The organism is Rossellomorea sp. GQ25 (assembly GCF_059758515.1).
Genome location: NZ_JCAXEQ010000003.1, coordinates 217,382 through 231,794, shown reverse-complemented (window position 1 = coordinate 231,794; position 14,413 = coordinate 217,382). Strand labels below are relative to the sequence as shown.

General features: G+C 43.7%; 17 protein-coding genes and 1 tRNA gene. 2 read left to right on the top strand and 16 right to left on the bottom strand.

What is annotated here, in order from left to right; genetic code table 11:
* Positions 1-186: 186 nt before the first annotated feature.
* Positions 187-258 (bottom strand) — tRNA-Arg (locus AC6CIB_RS11945).
* 230 nt (positions 259-488) lie between these two features.
* Here AC6CIB_RS11945 and clpP point away from each other — a divergent pair.
* Positions 489-1,085 carry an ATP-dependent Clp endopeptidase proteolytic subunit ClpP gene (clpP, locus tag AC6CIB_RS11940; protein WP_113969137.1) on the top strand — a complete coding sequence of 199 codons (597 nt, stop codon included), beginning with the start codon at positions 489-491 and terminating at the stop codon, positions 1,083-1,085.
* 177 nt (positions 1,086-1,262) lie between these two features.
* Here the strand turns inward: clpP and AC6CIB_RS11935 are convergent, their stop codons facing one another.
* The 7 genes from AC6CIB_RS11935 to AC6CIB_RS11905 form a co-directional block, all read right to left on the bottom strand.
* Complete coding sequence (locus tag AC6CIB_RS11935) at positions 1,263-1,520, bottom strand: HPr family phosphocarrier protein (RefSeq protein WP_148970361.1); 258 nt, start codon at positions 1,518-1,520, stop codon at positions 1,263-1,265.
* A gap of 27 nt (positions 1,521-1,547) precedes the next feature.
* Positions 1,548-2,495 carry a DNA-binding protein WhiA gene (gene whiA, locus AC6CIB_RS11930; RefSeq protein WP_498280936.1) on the bottom strand — a complete coding sequence of 316 codons (948 nt, stop codon included), beginning with the start codon at positions 2,493-2,495 and terminating at the stop codon, positions 1,548-1,550.
* A gap of 57 nt (positions 2,496-2,552) precedes the next feature.
* Entirely contained in the window at positions 2,553-3,515 is a 963-nt protein-coding gene (mgfK, locus tag AC6CIB_RS11925; protein WP_498280934.1) for a gluconeogenesis morphogenetic factor MgfK, read from the bottom strand.
* Entirely contained in the window at positions 3,512-4,405 is an 894-nt protein-coding gene (rapZ, locus tag AC6CIB_RS11920) for an RNase adapter RapZ (protein ID WP_498280932.1), read from the bottom strand. The genes mgfK and rapZ overlap by 4 nt, the downstream gene beginning before the upstream one ends.
* Positions 4,406-4,454: 49 nt before the next feature.
* Positions 4,455-4,913: an 8-oxo-dGTP diphosphatase gene (locus AC6CIB_RS11915; protein ID WP_113970858.1), complete on the bottom strand. Its 459-nt coding sequence runs from the start codon at positions 4,911-4,913 to the stop codon at positions 4,455-4,457.
* A 422-nt stretch (positions 4,914-5,335) separates the two neighbouring features.
* Positions 5,336-6,052 carry a GDSL-type esterase/lipase family protein gene (locus tag AC6CIB_RS11910; protein WP_498280930.1) on the bottom strand — a complete coding sequence of 239 codons (717 nt, stop codon included), beginning with the start codon at positions 6,050-6,052 and terminating at the stop codon, positions 5,336-5,338.
* A gap of 132 nt (positions 6,053-6,184) precedes the next feature.
* Positions 6,185-6,499, bottom strand: coding sequence for a MerR family transcriptional regulator (locus AC6CIB_RS11905; RefSeq protein WP_498280928.1), 315 nt, complete (start codon positions 6,497-6,499; stop codon positions 6,185-6,187).
* 182 nt (positions 6,500-6,681) lie between these two features.
* Here AC6CIB_RS11905 and AC6CIB_RS11900 point away from each other — a divergent pair, with 182 nt between their 5' ends.
* Positions 6,682-6,834, top strand: coding sequence for a Fur-regulated basic protein FbpA (locus AC6CIB_RS11900; RefSeq protein ID WP_148995370.1), 153 nt, complete (start codon positions 6,682-6,684; stop codon positions 6,832-6,834).
* A 54-nt stretch (positions 6,835-6,888) separates the two neighbouring features.
* Here the strand turns inward: AC6CIB_RS11900 and trxB are convergent, their stop codons facing one another.
* The 8 genes from trxB to hisD all read right to left on the bottom strand — a co-directional run bounded on the left by trxB (position 6,889) and on the right by hisD (position 14,289).
* A complete protein-coding gene (trxB, locus tag AC6CIB_RS11895; protein ID WP_498280926.1) occupies positions 6,889-7,836 on the bottom strand; it encodes a thioredoxin-disulfide reductase in 948 nt (315 codons plus the stop codon).
* Between the two features lie 151 nt (positions 7,837-7,987).
* Positions 7,988-9,499, bottom strand: coding sequence for a tetratricopeptide repeat protein (locus tag AC6CIB_RS11890; protein ID WP_498280924.1), 1,512 nt, complete (start codon positions 9,497-9,499; stop codon positions 7,988-7,990).
* A gap of 122 nt (positions 9,500-9,621) precedes the next feature.
* On the bottom strand, positions 9,622-10,251 hold the full coding sequence (gene hisIE / locus AC6CIB_RS11885; RefSeq protein WP_498280922.1) for a bifunctional phosphoribosyl-AMP cyclohydrolase/phosphoribosyl-ATP diphosphatase HisIE: 630 nt from the start codon (positions 10,249-10,251) through the stop codon (positions 9,622-9,624).
* Positions 10,248-11,006: an imidazole glycerol phosphate synthase subunit HisF gene (hisF, locus tag AC6CIB_RS11880; protein ID WP_498280920.1), complete on the bottom strand. Its 759-nt coding sequence runs from the start codon at positions 11,004-11,006 to the stop codon at positions 10,248-10,250. The genes hisIE and hisF overlap by 4 nt, the downstream gene beginning before the upstream one ends.
* Positions 11,000-11,734, bottom strand: coding sequence for a 1-(5-phosphoribosyl)-5-[(5-phosphoribosylamino)methylideneamino]imidazole-4-carboxamide isomerase (gene hisA / locus AC6CIB_RS11875; protein ID WP_498280918.1), 735 nt, complete (start codon positions 11,732-11,734; stop codon positions 11,000-11,002). Before hisA ends, hisF begins: the two co-directional genes overlap by 7 nt.
* Positions 11,731-12,372, bottom strand: coding sequence for an imidazole glycerol phosphate synthase subunit HisH (gene hisH / locus AC6CIB_RS11870; protein WP_498280916.1), 642 nt, complete (start codon positions 12,370-12,372; stop codon positions 11,731-11,733). Before hisH ends, hisA begins: the two co-directional genes overlap by 4 nt.
* 3 nt (positions 12,373-12,375) lie before the next feature.
* Positions 12,376-12,960 (bottom strand): imidazoleglycerol-phosphate dehydratase HisB, encoded by a 585-nt coding sequence (hisB, locus tag AC6CIB_RS11865; protein ID WP_498281392.1) that lies wholly within the window; start codon positions 12,958-12,960, stop codon positions 12,376-12,378.
* Between the two features lie 54 nt (positions 12,961-13,014).
* The gene (gene hisD / locus AC6CIB_RS11860) at positions 13,015-14,289 is read right to left on the bottom strand and encodes a histidinol dehydrogenase (RefSeq protein ID WP_498280914.1); all 1,275 of its coding nucleotides are present in this window, start codon (positions 14,287-14,289) and stop codon (positions 13,015-13,017) included.
* Positions 14,290-14,413 lie beyond the last annotated feature (124 nt).

Genomic DNA, 14,413 nt, shown 5'->3' with positions numbered 1-14,413 from the left:
GCTCCTAGCAGATCTTATGTTACAAATCAACAAACTTTGCGCAAAGTGCCTTTTAGAAAAATAGCCATTAATATAAATAAAACGGTAGGAAAATAATTGAAGGTGCCATTGAAGAGCACCCAAACAAAAAAGTTCCTATGCTCGTATATAACTCATACAAACATAGGAACTCATTGAATTAACGTACGCCCTCGGAGGGAATCGAACCCCCATTTTAAGAACCGGAATCTTACGTGCTATCCGTTGCACCACGAGGGCATGAGATGAATAACTGTCACAAATATATATTATAAGCTAGAAAGTGCTTGTTTGCAATACGTTTTATTGTTTAAAAAAGGAATGAGTGGGTATGATGTAGAAAGGATTTATATAAAGGTTAATAAAGGAATCGTTTAGTTTGACCTTTATTGACCATGGGTGTATGATAACAGTACAAAGTGAATAAGTAACTCTTAATAAAATAAAAGGATTTCTAAGGAGGAACGAGGATGAATTTAATTCCTACAGTAATTGAACAAACAAACCGCGGTGAACGTGCGTATGACATTTATTCACGTTTATTGAAAGACCGTGTCATCATGCTTGGAAGCGGCATTGATGACAATGTGGCCAACTCCATTGTAGCACAACTTCTTTTCCTTGAATCTGAAAACCCGGAGAAGGATATTTCGATTTACATAAACTCTCCTGGCGGAAGCATCACGGCAGGTATGGCAATTTACGATACAATCCAATACATCAAGCCTGATGTACAAACCATCTGTATCGGTATGGCTGCTTCCATGGGTGCGTTCCTTCTTGCAGCAGGTGCAAAAGGTAAGCGACTTGCCCTTCCAAACGCTGAAGTCATGATTCACCAACCACTTGGTGGAGCTCAAGGTCAAGCTACGGAAATCGAAATCGCAGCGAAGCGAATTCTATTCCTTCGTGAAAAACTGAATCAAATCCTGGCTGATCGCACTGGTCAACCACTTGATGTGATTTCAAAAGATACAGATCGTGATAACTTCATGACAGCTGAAAGAGCCCTTGAATATGGATTGATCGATCGCATCATCACACGTAACGATATGAATAATAAGTAATCATGAAACCCTCTTGCACGATTTTGCAAGGGGGTTTTTATTTTGACCGGTGGAGGGATAACGTCTAAAGATCGGTAAAAATATCGCTGATGGGTTGATCCTTTCTCGACAAAAAAGAACTAAAAAAAGCTGATGACCACTCCCAAGTCATCAGCTTTTACGGGTATGAAGTTGATCTTATGCTTCTTTTTGAACGAATCCTTCGAGGGCAACGAGTGCTTCTTCTTCGTCGCTTCCGTCCGCTACTAACGTAATGGAAGTACCCGTAGAAATAGCTAAACTCATTAAGCCCATGATGCTTTTCGCATTTACTTTCTTCCCATCCTTTTCCAAGAAGATTTCAGATGAGAAGCGGTTCGCCTCCTGTACGAATAATGCAGCCGGTCGTGCTTGAAGACCTGTCTTCAATTTCACTTCTACTTGTTTTTCCACCATAATCATTTCTCTCCCCTTTGTCCTTATTTAGGTTTGTATCTTTTCTCCCGCTCTGAGTTTCTCAGCAAGCTGGTCAATTTTACGTAAGCGGTGATTAATCCCTGATTTACTGATGGTGCCGCCTGACACCATTTCCCCTAGTTCTTTCAACGTGACATCTTGATAATTCACCCGTAATTCTGCTATCTCCCGTAGTTTATCGGGTAATATCTGTAAGCCTACATGCCTTTCAATAAACTTAATGTTTTCGACCTGTCTTAAGGCCGCACCGATGGTTTTATTCAAGTTAGCCGTCTCACAGTTCACCAGACGGTTTACGGAATTTCTCATATCCCTGACAATCCGTACATCCTCAAATCGCAGCAGGGCATTGTGAGCCCCGATGATATTCAAGAACTCCGTGATTTTCTCTGCTTCTTTCAAATACGTAATGAAGCCTTTTTTTCGTTCAAGGGTCTTACTATTCAACCCGAAGGAATTCATCAGCTCGGACAACGCATCGTTGTGTTCAGAATAAAGAGAAAAGATTTCTAAATGATACGATGAGGTTTCCGGGTTGTTAACCGAACCCCCTGCAAGGAACGCCCCCCTCAAATATGAACGTCTGCAGCATTTCTTCTTGATCAAGTCTTCCGATATATTATGAATAAAGGTGAAATTTTCACCCAGGATTTTCAGTTCCTCAAGAATCATCTTAGTATCTTCTTTGATTCGTACAATGTAGACGTTGTTTTTCTTCAGCCGCATCTTCTTTCGAACCAGAAGCTCTACCGGGGTGTCGTACCCCTTTTTAATCAATGTATAGATTCTTCTGGCAATGGCGGCGTTTTCGGTTTGAATATTGACGACGAGCATTTGATTTGAGAATGACAACGAGCCATTCATTCGGATCAATGCGGATAATTCTGCATTAGCGCAGCAATCTTTCACTTCAATATTGGTCAGTTCTTTTTTTGTTTCGGACGCAAACGACATCCCCATCACCTCCTAGCAAACGCTTGCACAACCTTTTACAAAAGAAATTTTTGTAGTTTAGCTGGTTGATTTTTCAAGATAAGAATATATGATATCAGCGACCTTCTCCGTGTTATGACGAACAAAATGGTTGTCATAGGAGAGAATCTCTTCTGCAATCACTTCTAAGCCCATGGACTTCAATTTATCCAAATCAAAGTGAACGGGACTCGCTTGTTCTTCATTATATCGTGCCTGCACCTCATCGGGTACCTGCTTTTTGTTGACCAAGATATAATCAATACTTGGCGTTTCCAAATGATCATATAATGCCTTTACATGGTCACTTGCTGAATAATCCAATGTTTCCCCTGCCTGGGTCATGATGTTGCAAATATACATTTTCTTCGCTTTCGCCCTGCATACGGCATCGCCAATTCCCGGAACAAGAAGATTCGGTAAAATACTAGTATATAGGCTTCCCGGACCCATCACAATTAAGTCGGCTTCCTTGATGGCCCGCAAGGTTTCACCCAGTGGCTTGATGCTATCCGGCTTTAAGAAGACCCTTTTGATCTTCTTCCCCGCTTTCGGAATCGTCGATTCTCCCGTGACAATCGTTCCATCTTCCATCTCCGCCTTTAAAATGACACTTTGATTCGCTGAAGGCAGTACCTTCCCCTTCACGTTCAATACCCTGCTCATTTCCTGAATCGCGTGGACAAAATCACCTGTAATGGAAGCAAGGGCTGCAATAATCAAGTTTCCTAAAGCATGACCGGAAAGTTCATTCGTTGTTTCAAAACGATGCTGAAACATTTGTTCAACCAGTGGCTCCACTTCTGAAAGAGCAGCCAGGACATTCCGTATATCTCCCGGGGGAGGAATATCCAGGCTGTCACGCAAACGACCTGAGCTGCCACCGTCATCAGCGACAGTGACAATGGCCGAAATATCAATAGGGTGCCGTTTCAATCCCCGAAGAAGGACCGGTAATCCCGTTCCTCCTCCGATCACGACGACCTTGGGTGTATGTGTCATGTTGTTAGACCCTTTCTCTTCTGAATATCCCGATGAGAAATTTTCGTTTGATAGTCACTTTCAAAATGATGGCCAAGATACTCTGCTAATGCAACCGATCGATGCTGCCCGCCTGTGCATCCTATCGCGACCACAAGCTGGCTCTTTCCTTCCCGCTTGTACTGAGGAAGCATGAACGACAGTAAATCGGTTACTTTCTCGATGAATTTATTCGTTTCATTCCATTTCAATACGTAGGTGGACACTTCTTCATCCAATCCCGTTTTCGGTCTCATATGATCGATATAGTGAGGATTTGGCAGGAAGCGTACATCAAACACCAAATCAGCATCGATCGGGATACCATGCTTGAAACCGAAAGACACGACATTCACCGTGAAAATCGTCTTCTTGTTCACCGAGAATTCCGTTAGAATCTTTTCCCGAAGCTCTCTTGGCTTCATGGTTGAAGTTGTATATATTAACTGCGCACGTCCCTTTAGTTCTTCAAGGAGCTCTCTCTCCTGACGAATCCCTTCAAGAGGCAAACCTGAAGGAGCGAGCGGATGAGAACGGCGCGTTTCCTTGTATCGTCTGACAAGAGAAGAATCATCTGCATCAAGATATAAAACCTGCGGCGTCACCCAGGAGGTTTCCGCTAATTCATCCAATGCTTTAAATAGATGATCAAAGAATTCCCTTCCCCTAAGGTCCATCACAAGGGCGACCTTATTCATTTTATTACCGGACTCTTTCATCAGTTCCAAAAACTTTGGCAGAAGAGTCGGGGGCAGATTGTCCACACAGAAGAATCCCAAATCCTCGAAGCTCTGAATGGCAACCGTCTTACCAGCTCCGGACATCCCTGTTATGATTACTAATTGAACATCGTTTGTAGAACCTGTACTCATACTCTTCCCCCCACTTTTATCGTAATGTTGTATTTGAAAAGTTCGTTGATCAACTTGGATCTAATCGATAAGACAATAACTTAAAATCAGGAGTATAGGTAAACGTTCCATAAATCGTATTCTTTCCGTGTAAGAGGTAGTCCAGAATATGATAATCTCCTTCAGCCATCGGAAGGTCCTTAATATCCTCAATCGGATGCCATTTAATCTTACCTTCTTCCGATTCTTGAAGGTTGACCCCATCCGCTTCGGTTGCAAAGAAAGAAAACATCATCCACTCTGATTTAATCTGATCGCCTTCTTTAATAATGAACGTAAAGACACCTTTCAAATCAGGATTCTTTAAATAGATGCCCGTTTCCTCACGATACTCACGAATGACAGCATCCCGGATTGATTCGCCGGACTCCATTTTTCCACCTGGAGCGACCCACCAATTCCTCCTTGGCTTTTGGAGAAGGAGTACCTTGTCTCCATCCAGATATAAACAATTTGTGACACGTTGCACTACCTTCACCTCAATCTTGATGATTAGGGAGCCAATGAATACATTAGTCTCACTCTCAGTCATTCTCATTCCTTATATTATACTATGATTGTAGACAAGCTACAATGTCTTGGCTTGTTGTTTGAAGGTTGTCGATTGAAATCGAAAGATATTGGGACATGTTTCTACAAGAAGAGAATAGGTACAGATATACATGGGTCACTATAACAGGGGAAAAAAGCAAAAAAAATAGACACAGGCGAGTCCTGTGTCGTCTACGGGATTTATTACTTAAAAGGGGGTCAATTTCTTATTATTTATATTACCCGAAAATTGTTTCACTAGTGTTACAACAGATTTAAAACGGTATTACGGAATTGTTAATGTATGGTTGCGGGATTTGCGAATTAAGACGAACGATGTAAGAACCTGTCATTTCGGGGTTAAAAGTCATAATTCTTCATAATTTGATCCGCCATTAATTCGTATCCCTTACCATTAGGATGAAGGGAATCATGGAAATAGTTTTCCTTGGACTTCCCTTTAAACAAAGGATTCGTTGAGACGTACTTCACATTTTTATGTTTATCGGCTTCTTTCATCATAGATTTATTCCAATCATCCACGTACGCCTCGATTTTATCACTGTCTTTATCCGGGTAAGGATTGTATAAACCTAACACGATAATATCCGCTTTTTTGCTCGCTGTTCCGACAATATTCAAGATTTTATCCAGGTGGTCGAGGTAGTCTTTTTTCGCTTCCATGATCTCCTCATGATGCAACGGGAATAGATCTCCACCATTGCTCTTTATTAAATCATTGGTTCCAATGTTGATGATATATACGTCTGCTTCACTTAAATCCTCCGCTACCTCCGGCTTAACGATCTGCCCCAGCAGCTGATCCGATTGCTGCCCCGGTACTCCAAGGTTTTGAAAGGTGTATGTCATCTTTGTATGTTTTTTATTTACTTTCTCTTCTAAACGGCCGATATATCCTGTTTCTTTTTTATCCCCATACCCATAGGTGAGGGAATCTCCCAATGCGATCACCCGTTTCTTAGATGATGACTTGGTCTCATCGGCAAAAAAACTAAAATACACAATGGGAATAAGGGCAAACAGTGCTACTATTGAAGCGACTTTCCATATTTTCATTCATAATCCGACCTTCCGAAATAAACTAGGATGACTTTCATAATAATGGTTATACCCTTTTGAGAGGGTTGTAATCCTGTTTATTTATGGAAGTTATGAATCAATGGTATCGGTTTAAGAGGTCCGTCCCCCTTACTTCTTCTGAACACCAAACCGGGCATTAAGCTGACCCCGAATCATTTTTTGCTTTGCTTCTTTTCTCTCTTTTCTGGATAATTCATGTTTGATTTCTCTTGTTGTGACCCCTTCTTCTCGCTGGTCGGCGATGTCCATTAATCGTTCCACGTCGGAAAAGGAGTACTTACGATAGCCCCGATTGGAACGCTGTGGGAAGATCAGATTCTTCTCTTCGTAATAGCGGATCTTTCTCTCGGTCAAACCTGTCAATTCACTGACGACACCGATCGATATCACTTTTTTATCCTTATAGGAAGGCTCATTATCCACGTTCTCCTCATCCTCCTAAGCAGGGAATACCTTGATTATACATGTCTCTCTTACGGATTTGGCTTATTATGTTAGAAAACCTGACAAAGAATTCTAAATTGGAAGAAAACTTTACAAAGTAGCAGATTTATATTCAAAATCCCCCTACACTATGGGTAACAATCCAAAAGGAGTGAACACGGATGCCATTCTTACGTGAAGCCGTTGAAAAACAGAGGCAGCAATTTATTCGTCGGTTAGTAGAAGCTGGTGTTTACAAGCCATGTGATGAGGGGTTGAAGAAGCTGACGCTGTCGGAGTTGGTATATGTGTTTAATAAGCATAAGAAAAGTTGAATTCATCAAAAAAAGCCTTACGAAGGGAATCTCCCTTTCGTAAGGCTTTCTTGGTTATCCGTTTTTAACTTTTTCTTTCAGCTCTTCGATATAATGCTGAGCCGTTTGAGCGGCGATACTTCCGTCACCTGTTGCTGTAACGATTTGGCGAAGTTGTTTTTCGCGGACATCTCCGGCTGCAAAGATTCCAGGAAGCTTTGTTTCCATTTGTTCGTTTGTTTCAATATAACCTTCAGAGTTGATGATCCCAAGGCTTTCAAATGGCTTCGTTAGTGGAAGCATTCCGATGTAGATGAAGACACCATCCGCTTGGAAGTCTGTTTCTTCTCCATTTTCTGTAGAGACAAGGGTCACACTTCCTACTTTGCCCTCTTTGTCGTTGATTTCCTTCACCGTATGGTTCCAGATGAAATCAACTTTTTCGTTATCAAAGGCACGCTGTTGCAGGATCTTTTGAGCCCGAAGCTCGTCACGACGGTGAACGATCGTTACTTTGTTAGCAAATCTTGTCAGGTAAACCCCTTCTTCTACAGCGGAGTCTCCTCCACCTACAACCACAAGGTCTTTTCCTTTAAAGAATGCTCCGTCACATACTGCACAGTAAGATACTCCGCGTCCGCCAAGCTCTTTTTCACCAGGTACACCGATTTTTTTGTACTCTGCACCCGTTGTGATGATCACGGCACGGGCTTTGAATTCTTTCGAGCCGGTTTTGACAATTTTAAACTCTTCTCCGTCTACGATCTCTTTAATGTCTCCGTATGCGTATTCCGCACCGAATTTCTTCGCATGATCAAACATTTTATTAGAAAGATCAGGTCCCAGAATATGGTCGAAGCCTGGGTAGTTCTCCACTTCTTCCGTATTCGCCATTTGTCCGCCCGGCACTCCTCTTTCAAGCATAAGCGTTGAAAGACTTGCACGTGACGTATAGACAGCTGCAGTCATTCCTGCAGGGCCTGCACCTACAATGATTACATCATAAATTTTTTCTTCAGACATGATGACATTCTCCTTCCGAAACAGTCGTAAGCATATTCTTTATTAAAATACTATGGTTAGAGGTAGTAATGGTGCTTGAGCCTTCCACCCATAGTATTAACTTCCTACATCTATCCTATAAAAAATAGGGTCGCATCGTCCAAAAATATGCTCACGGAAGGTAACTTTCGACGACTGAGATGTATTTTGTCAGCGTACTCGCAGATAAATTGAATCGATCACATAGTTGCTTCTTCGTGACCTTTTCATTTCGCAGTCGATTCCAAACGAATTCGGTCGCCGCTGCAAAAGCTTTGGCATTCTTGAAGGTTTCCCGTTCTTTTATGCCTCTGTAGGCGATCGTAAACCAAGTAAGGAACAATCCGGACTCCACGCTCGTGATCGGTTGATGATCCCCATAAAGGTGCAGAGCCACTTGATGCATATTCTGTATCTCCTGATTCACTTTAATCGAGCTGTTTCCGTTGCTATTCAACACTTGTGCCAAATAAACCTTTTCGACAATCGACAGGTCCTCCACATCACAAAAATCAGCGTGAGTGAGGATAGCTCTCTGATTATCCGAGATGGATGTAAGAAATAGCCCGAATAATTTCTCTTCCGTATATTCACTTTGCAGTTTTTTCAAAATCGATGTGACGTGATTTTCGAAGCCATCTGCCTGCTTCTGATCGTTCCAAGGCTCGAGCCCTTCTTTTTCAGGGTTGATCTCAAGTACCTTTTTCCATGCATTACGGGCTGTATCCTCATGATCTGTTTCATAAGCAGAATAAGACAACCAATAATAGAAGCTCGCATCGCCATCGAAGCCAATTTTCTGAAGGGACTTCAACCAATCATACGCCCGCTTCGAATGACCGACGAGCGCAAACGTAGCCCCCAGCTTGTAACGATGCTCATGAAGTAAGGGACGGACCTTCTCAAGACCCTGGATCAATTCATCCAGTTCTTCATGACGTTTTTGGTAGAAATAAAAAACAGCCGTATTGCACAAGGCATGAAGATTTCCAGGATTCTTCTCCAGCACCTCTTCTAACGTAGCAGCTGCTTGATCGACTTCTCCTAAATAGAAGTAGGCAAGTGCTAAATTATTATAAGCCGACCAGAATTCCGGATAATCTTGAATGACCTTCTGTAAGGTTTCCACGGCTTTTTGAAAATGTCCGGACTCTAGAAGATCTCTTGCTTTCTCCTGTTGGACGATAAGCTCATCATGCTCATATAAATCGTCCACAATCAGATCGGAATCGAGCTCCAGAAGCTCTAATAAGTCTTCTGCATCCTCAACGAATTCACCATATTCTTCTTTGTCAAGATAAGTTAAAACCTGTTCGTACGCCTCTTTAAATAAGCCTAAATGGGCATAATTATTGGCTAGAAAATAATGACACTCCGACATCCGGGGATCCAGATCATCCAAGATTTGATGCAATAAATCATTTGAGCGCTTGTATTCACCAAGCTCTGTATACACAATCGATAATTGACAGGCAATCATCGGTTCTACTGGTTCTAATTGAAATGCTCTATTTAAATATTTTAACGATTTTTTAAGCTCTCGACGTTGATAAGCCTTCATCCCTTTGTTGTAGTAATACTCTCCAGTCGGGACAAAAGACAACACTTTCGCTTGCTCACTACCTAATTTTGACCCTTTTCTCATCAAAGTCCTCCGAAACGTTCATAGTATAACTACAGTAGTATATCATACAATACCACTGTACTAAACTACCATATTTTGAGGGACGGACCTTTGCGCGCGCGCAAGGTCCGTCCCCCAGGGAGTTATTTATTATGACGTTCCACAAGGACTTCTAACACATCTTCGAGTGGAAGTTTTTGTTCTCTTAAAAGGACGAGCACGTGGTAGAACAGGTCGGCGACTTCCCATTTCAATTCTTCACTGTCTCTGTTTTTCGCAGCGATAATCACTTCTGACGCTTCTTCGCCTACTTTTTTAAGGATTTTATCTACACCTTCTTCAAAGAGGTAGGTCGTGTATGCTCCTTCTGGCCGCTCGATTTCACGATTTTCAATGAGTTTTTCCAGAGTGAGGAGGATATTTTCTGTTGATGATTTATCCTCACCATACACTCCTTCATGGAAGCAGCTCTCTTCACCTTTATGACACGCAGGGCCTTCCTTATCGACGAGGACAAGGATGGCGTCTTTATCGCAATCCCACATGATGTTCTTGACTGTTTGGGTGTTCCCGCTTGTTTCTCCTTTATGCCACAGCTCCCGGCGTGAACGGGAGTAAAACCACGTTTCTCCCGTCTCAACTGTTTTCTTAAGAGACGTTTCATTCATATAGGCCAGTGTTAAAACCTCTTTTGTCGAAGCGTCCTGGATGATGGCAGGTACCAATCCTTTATCATCATACTTCACGGATGCGATCCAATCGTCATTTGTCATCGTACGTGCACCTCCTGCTCTCTTAAGTAGCTCTTAACTTCTTCAACGCTCGTTTCTTTATAGTGAAAAATAGATGCTGCAAGAGCCGCATCGGCTTTGCCTTCTGTGAATACTTCTTTGAAGTGCCCCGCATTTCCTGCACCGCCTGAAGCAATCACCGGAATCGAAACCGCTTCGCTAACTGCCTTCGTCAGGGCCAGGTTGAACCCCTGTTTCTCTCCATCGCTATCCATGCTCGTTAACAAAATTTCTCCCGCACCGAGTGATTCTACTTCCTTCGCCCATTCAACAGCATCAAGGTCTTTCAGCTTTCTGCCTCCATGGGTGAACACCTTAAAGCCTTTGCTCTCTTCATCATATTTGGCATCGATGGCCACTACGATACATTGAGACCCGAAGTAATCTGCTCCTTCACGGACAAGCTCAGGACGCTTGACGGCTGCTGTGTTAAGAGAAACTTTGTCTGCCCCTGCGCGAAGGATGGCTTTCATATCTTCAACTGAGTTAATCCCTCCACCTACTGTAAAAGGGATCGCCAATTCCGCAGCTACATGCTGAACGACTCCCACCATCGTTTTCCGTCCTTCATGGGATGCTGAAATATCCAGGAAGACGAGTTCATCGGCACCTTGCTCGTCGTACACTTTAGCAAGTTCAACAGGATCTCCCGCATCTCTCAGCTCCACAAATTGAATGCCTTTTACCACCCGTCCATCCTTCACGTCCAGACAAGGAACAATCCGTTTCGTTAACATGTCTTCACCTCATTTATGGCCTCGCTCACTGTGAACTTTCCTGTATAAAGTGATTTTCCGCAAATCGCGCCGGAGACGCCTTGGTTTTTGTATTGCTTTAAAGTCTTTAGATCTCCAAGTGAGCTAATGCCTCCAGACGCAATCACTGATTTCCCCGTTTGTTTGGCAAGATCTACAACTGCTTCAACATTAGGACCAGATAGCATTCCGTCTGTGGCAATATCGGTGAAGATGAACGTTTCCGCGCCGGCTTCAGCCAGTTCTTTTCCAAGATCGACAGCTTTGAGACCTGATGTTTCCAACCATCCGTGCGTTGCCACATAGCCATCCTTTGCATCAAGTCCAATGGCAATCTTGTCACCATATTCCGTCAGCCATTTCTTCACTAATTCCGTGTTGGAAACAGCGATACTGCCGATGATCACACGATCGACGCCCCGGCTTAAATAGTGCTCGATATCCTCTTTGGAGCGAATGCCTCCACCGATCTGCACCTTCGCTTCAAGCTTCTCTGCAACCGCGATCACGAATTCATCATTGATCCGGGAGCCTTCCTTTGCCCCATCGAGGTCTACCATGTGAATCCACTCGGCACCTTCATCAGCGAATTTCTTCGCCATATCAAACGGAGAGTCTCCATAAACCGTTTCTTGATTATAGTCACCTTGAACAAGACGAACGCACTTCCCACCCCGCATATCGATCGCTGGATAAATCGTAAAACTCATGAGACCACCTCCGATTCCTTCACTCGTTTTGTAAAGTTTTCTAACAGTTTCATTCCAATCTCCCCACTTTTTTCAGGGTGAAACTGCATTCCGTATATATTTTCCCGACTCACGACTGCCGGGATTTCGACTCCCGCATAATCAGCACTTGCCGCTATCACAGCTTTGGATCTTTCGTGCACATAATAGGAGTGAACGAAGTACACGTAGCCTTCTGATAACCCTTCTAAAAGGGGGGATTTTTTTTGGTATCGCAGAAGATTCCAGCCCATGTGAGGGACTTTGAACGAGTTTCCTTGACTGTCATATTTCGGAATTAGAAGCACTTCACCAGGAAGCAGAGACAACCCTCTCGTCTCCCCATTCTCTTTACTTTCTTCAAAAAGGAGCTGCATGCCCAAACAAATGCCTAAGAGCGGCTTCCCGCTTTGGGCAAAAGCGAGGATGGTTTCTTTTAAGTGAGTGGTTTCGAGAAGATTCATAGCATCTTTAAATGCTCCGACTCCCGGTAAAATCAAGCCATCTGCGTTCAGTAATTCCTCTTGTTGATCACTGATAAAATAAGGAACGTTCAACCGTTCAAGTGCTTTACTGACGCTGAATAGATTTCCCATCCCATAATCTACAATGCCGATCATGAATTATAACATTCCCTTCGTTGACGGAACCCCTTTTACCCGGGGATCAATCGTGGTTGCTTCATCAAGAGCACGTCCCAGTGCTTTAAAGATCGCTTCAATGATATGGTGGGTATTGTGACCATAATGAACGATGACATGAAGATTCATTCGCGCTTCAAGAGCAAGCTTCCAAAGGAATTCATGAACAAGCTCCGTATCGAAGGTCCCGACTTTCTGACTTGGAAGTTCTGCACGGAACTCAAGGTGCGGACGATTACTCAGGTCCACCACGACTTGAGCAAGTGCTTCATCCATCGGAACCATGGCTGAGCCGTAACGCTTAATCCCTTTTTTGTCTCCCAGTGACTCCAGTAATGCCTGTCCCAAGCAAATTCCGATATCTTCAGTGGTGTGATGGTCATCCACTTCAATATCGCCATTTGCCTCGATCGTACAATCAAATTGTCCATGTTTTGTGAACAAATCCAGCATATGACTCATGAACGGGACGCCTGTCTCAATCTTTGAGTTCCCCTCACCATCGATTCCAAAAATCAAACAAATATCCGTCTCATTCGTCTTTCGCACAATCTCTGCACTTCTCACCATGATGTCCTCCTTTTTGGAGGGACGGACCTCATGGAGGTCCGTCCCTCTTCCCTATTTTTCTTTGTCGAATCGAATCTCCACTGCCCTTGCATGGGCTTCAAGACCCTCTAGTCGGGCAAGCTTTGCGATTTTTTGATAGTTTTGCTGCAGTGCTGTTTCACTGTATGAAATGACACTTGTCTTCTTCATGAATTCGTCTACATTTAACGGACTTGAAAAACGTGCTGTCCCGTTCGTCGGAAGAACGTGATTCGGTCCTGCAAAGTAATCCCCGACAGGCTCGGAACTGTATCGGCCAAGGAAGATGGCTCCGGCATGACGGATTTTCGCCATCGTTTCAAACGGCTTCTCCGTTAAAATTTCTAAATGCTCCGCTGCGAGTTGATTCACAACATCGATTCCTTCTTCTATACCTCTCGTCACGTAGATGGCTCCGAAATCATTGATGGACTGACGGGCAATGTCTTTTCTGGGAAGGGAAGACAGCTGTCGTTCTACCTGTGTCGATACCTCTTCGGCCAATGTAGACGAACTCGTCACGAGAACTGCAGATGCAAACACGTCATGCTCAGCCTGGGAAAGAAGGTCAGCGGCAATCTCATCGGGATTCTGATTCTCATCGGCCAAGATCACGATTTCACTCGGGCCGGCGATCATATCAATATCCACATCGCCGAACACTTCGCGTTTTGCCAGGGCTACATAAATGTTCCCCGGTCCTGTTATTTTATCCACGGGGGTGATGGATTCCGTTCCATACGCCAATGCGGCTACGGCTTGAGCACCGCCCACTTTAAAGATGTCTTCCACTCCGGCAATTTTAGCTGCAACCAACACGCCGGGAGATAGCTTCCCATCCTTTCCAGGAGGAGAAACCATCGTGATTCGTTTGACTCCCGCTACTTTAGCAGGCAGCACATTCATTAATACAGAGGAAGGATACGCAGCCGTCCCACCTGGCACGTACACGCCAACTGAATCTAGTGCTGTCAGCTTTTGACCGAGCATCGTACCATCCTCGTTTGTCGTGAACCATGAAGACCTCTTTTGCTGTACGTGAAAGTCACGAATATTATCCGCCGCTTCTTCAATGATCGAGATCATTGAAGAATCTAGAGAAGAGAATGCTTCCTCTTCCTCACTTTGGGAAACCCTGTAGTTCTCTAATTGGACACCATCAAATTTCTCCGTATAGTCCAGGACTGCGCTGTCCCCATCCTTTTTTACAGAAGCAATGATTCCCTGAACCGCTCTGCGCTGCTCCTCCGTACCACTGTCGACCGAGCGCTTAATCGACGCCCTGCTTATTTCCTTAATAATCTTCATTCCATTTCACCAGCCTTTGTGGGGACGGACCTGCTTACGACAGCAGATGCCGTATTCCCTATGTAATCTATAATTGGAGGGACGGACCTTGCCTGAATGAACAAGTATCCAAACCTCAGGGTCT

Coding starts and splice junctions, on each gene's coding strand:
- whiA (WP_498280936.1), bottom strand. CDS start 2,495: ATGTCGTTTGCGTCCGAAACAAAAAAAGAACTGACCAATATTGAAGTG.
- AC6CIB_RS11900 (WP_148995370.1), top strand. CDS start 6,682: ATGCCATTCTTACGTGAAGCCGTTGAAAAACAGAGGCAGCAATTTATT.
- hisA (WP_498280918.1), bottom strand. CDS start 11,734: ATGAGTTTTACGATTTATCCAGCGATCGATATGCGGGGTGGGAAGTGC.
- rapZ (WP_498280932.1), bottom strand. CDS start 4,405: ATGAGTACAGGTTCTACAAACGATGTTCAATTAGTAATCATAACAGGG.
- trxB (WP_498280926.1), bottom strand. CDS start 7,836: ATGTCTGAAGAAAAAATTTATGATGTAATCATTGTAGGTGCAGGCCCT.
- AC6CIB_RS11910 (WP_498280930.1), bottom strand. CDS start 6,052: ATGAAAATATGGAAAGTCGCTTCAATAGTAGCACTGTTTGCCCTTATT.
- hisH (WP_498280916.1), bottom strand. CDS start 12,372: ATGATCGGCATTGTAGATTATGGGATGGGAAATCTATTCAGCGTCAGT.
- hisF (WP_498280920.1), bottom strand. CDS start 11,006: ATGTTAACGAAACGGATTGTTCCTTGTCTGGACGTGAAGGATGGACGG.
- clpP (WP_113969137.1), top strand. CDS start 489: ATGAATTTAATTCCTACAGTAATTGAACAAACAAACCGCGGTGAACGT.
- AC6CIB_RS11890 (WP_498280924.1), bottom strand. CDS start 9,499: ATGAGAAAAGGGTCAAAATTAGGTAGTGAGCAAGCGAAAGTGTTGTCT.
- AC6CIB_RS11935 (WP_148970361.1), bottom strand. CDS start 1,520: ATGGTGGAAAAACAAGTAGAAGTGAAATTGAAGACAGGTCTTCAAGCA.
- hisIE (WP_498280922.1), bottom strand. CDS start 10,251: ATGACAAATGACGATTGGATCGCATCCGTGAAGTATGATGATAAAGGA.
- hisD (WP_498280914.1), bottom strand. CDS start 14,289: ATGAAGATTATTAAGGAAATAAGCAGGGCGTCGATTAAGCGCTCGGTC.
- mgfK (WP_498280934.1), bottom strand. CDS start 3,515: ATGACACATACACCCAAGGTCGTCGTGATCGGAGGAGGAACGGGATTA.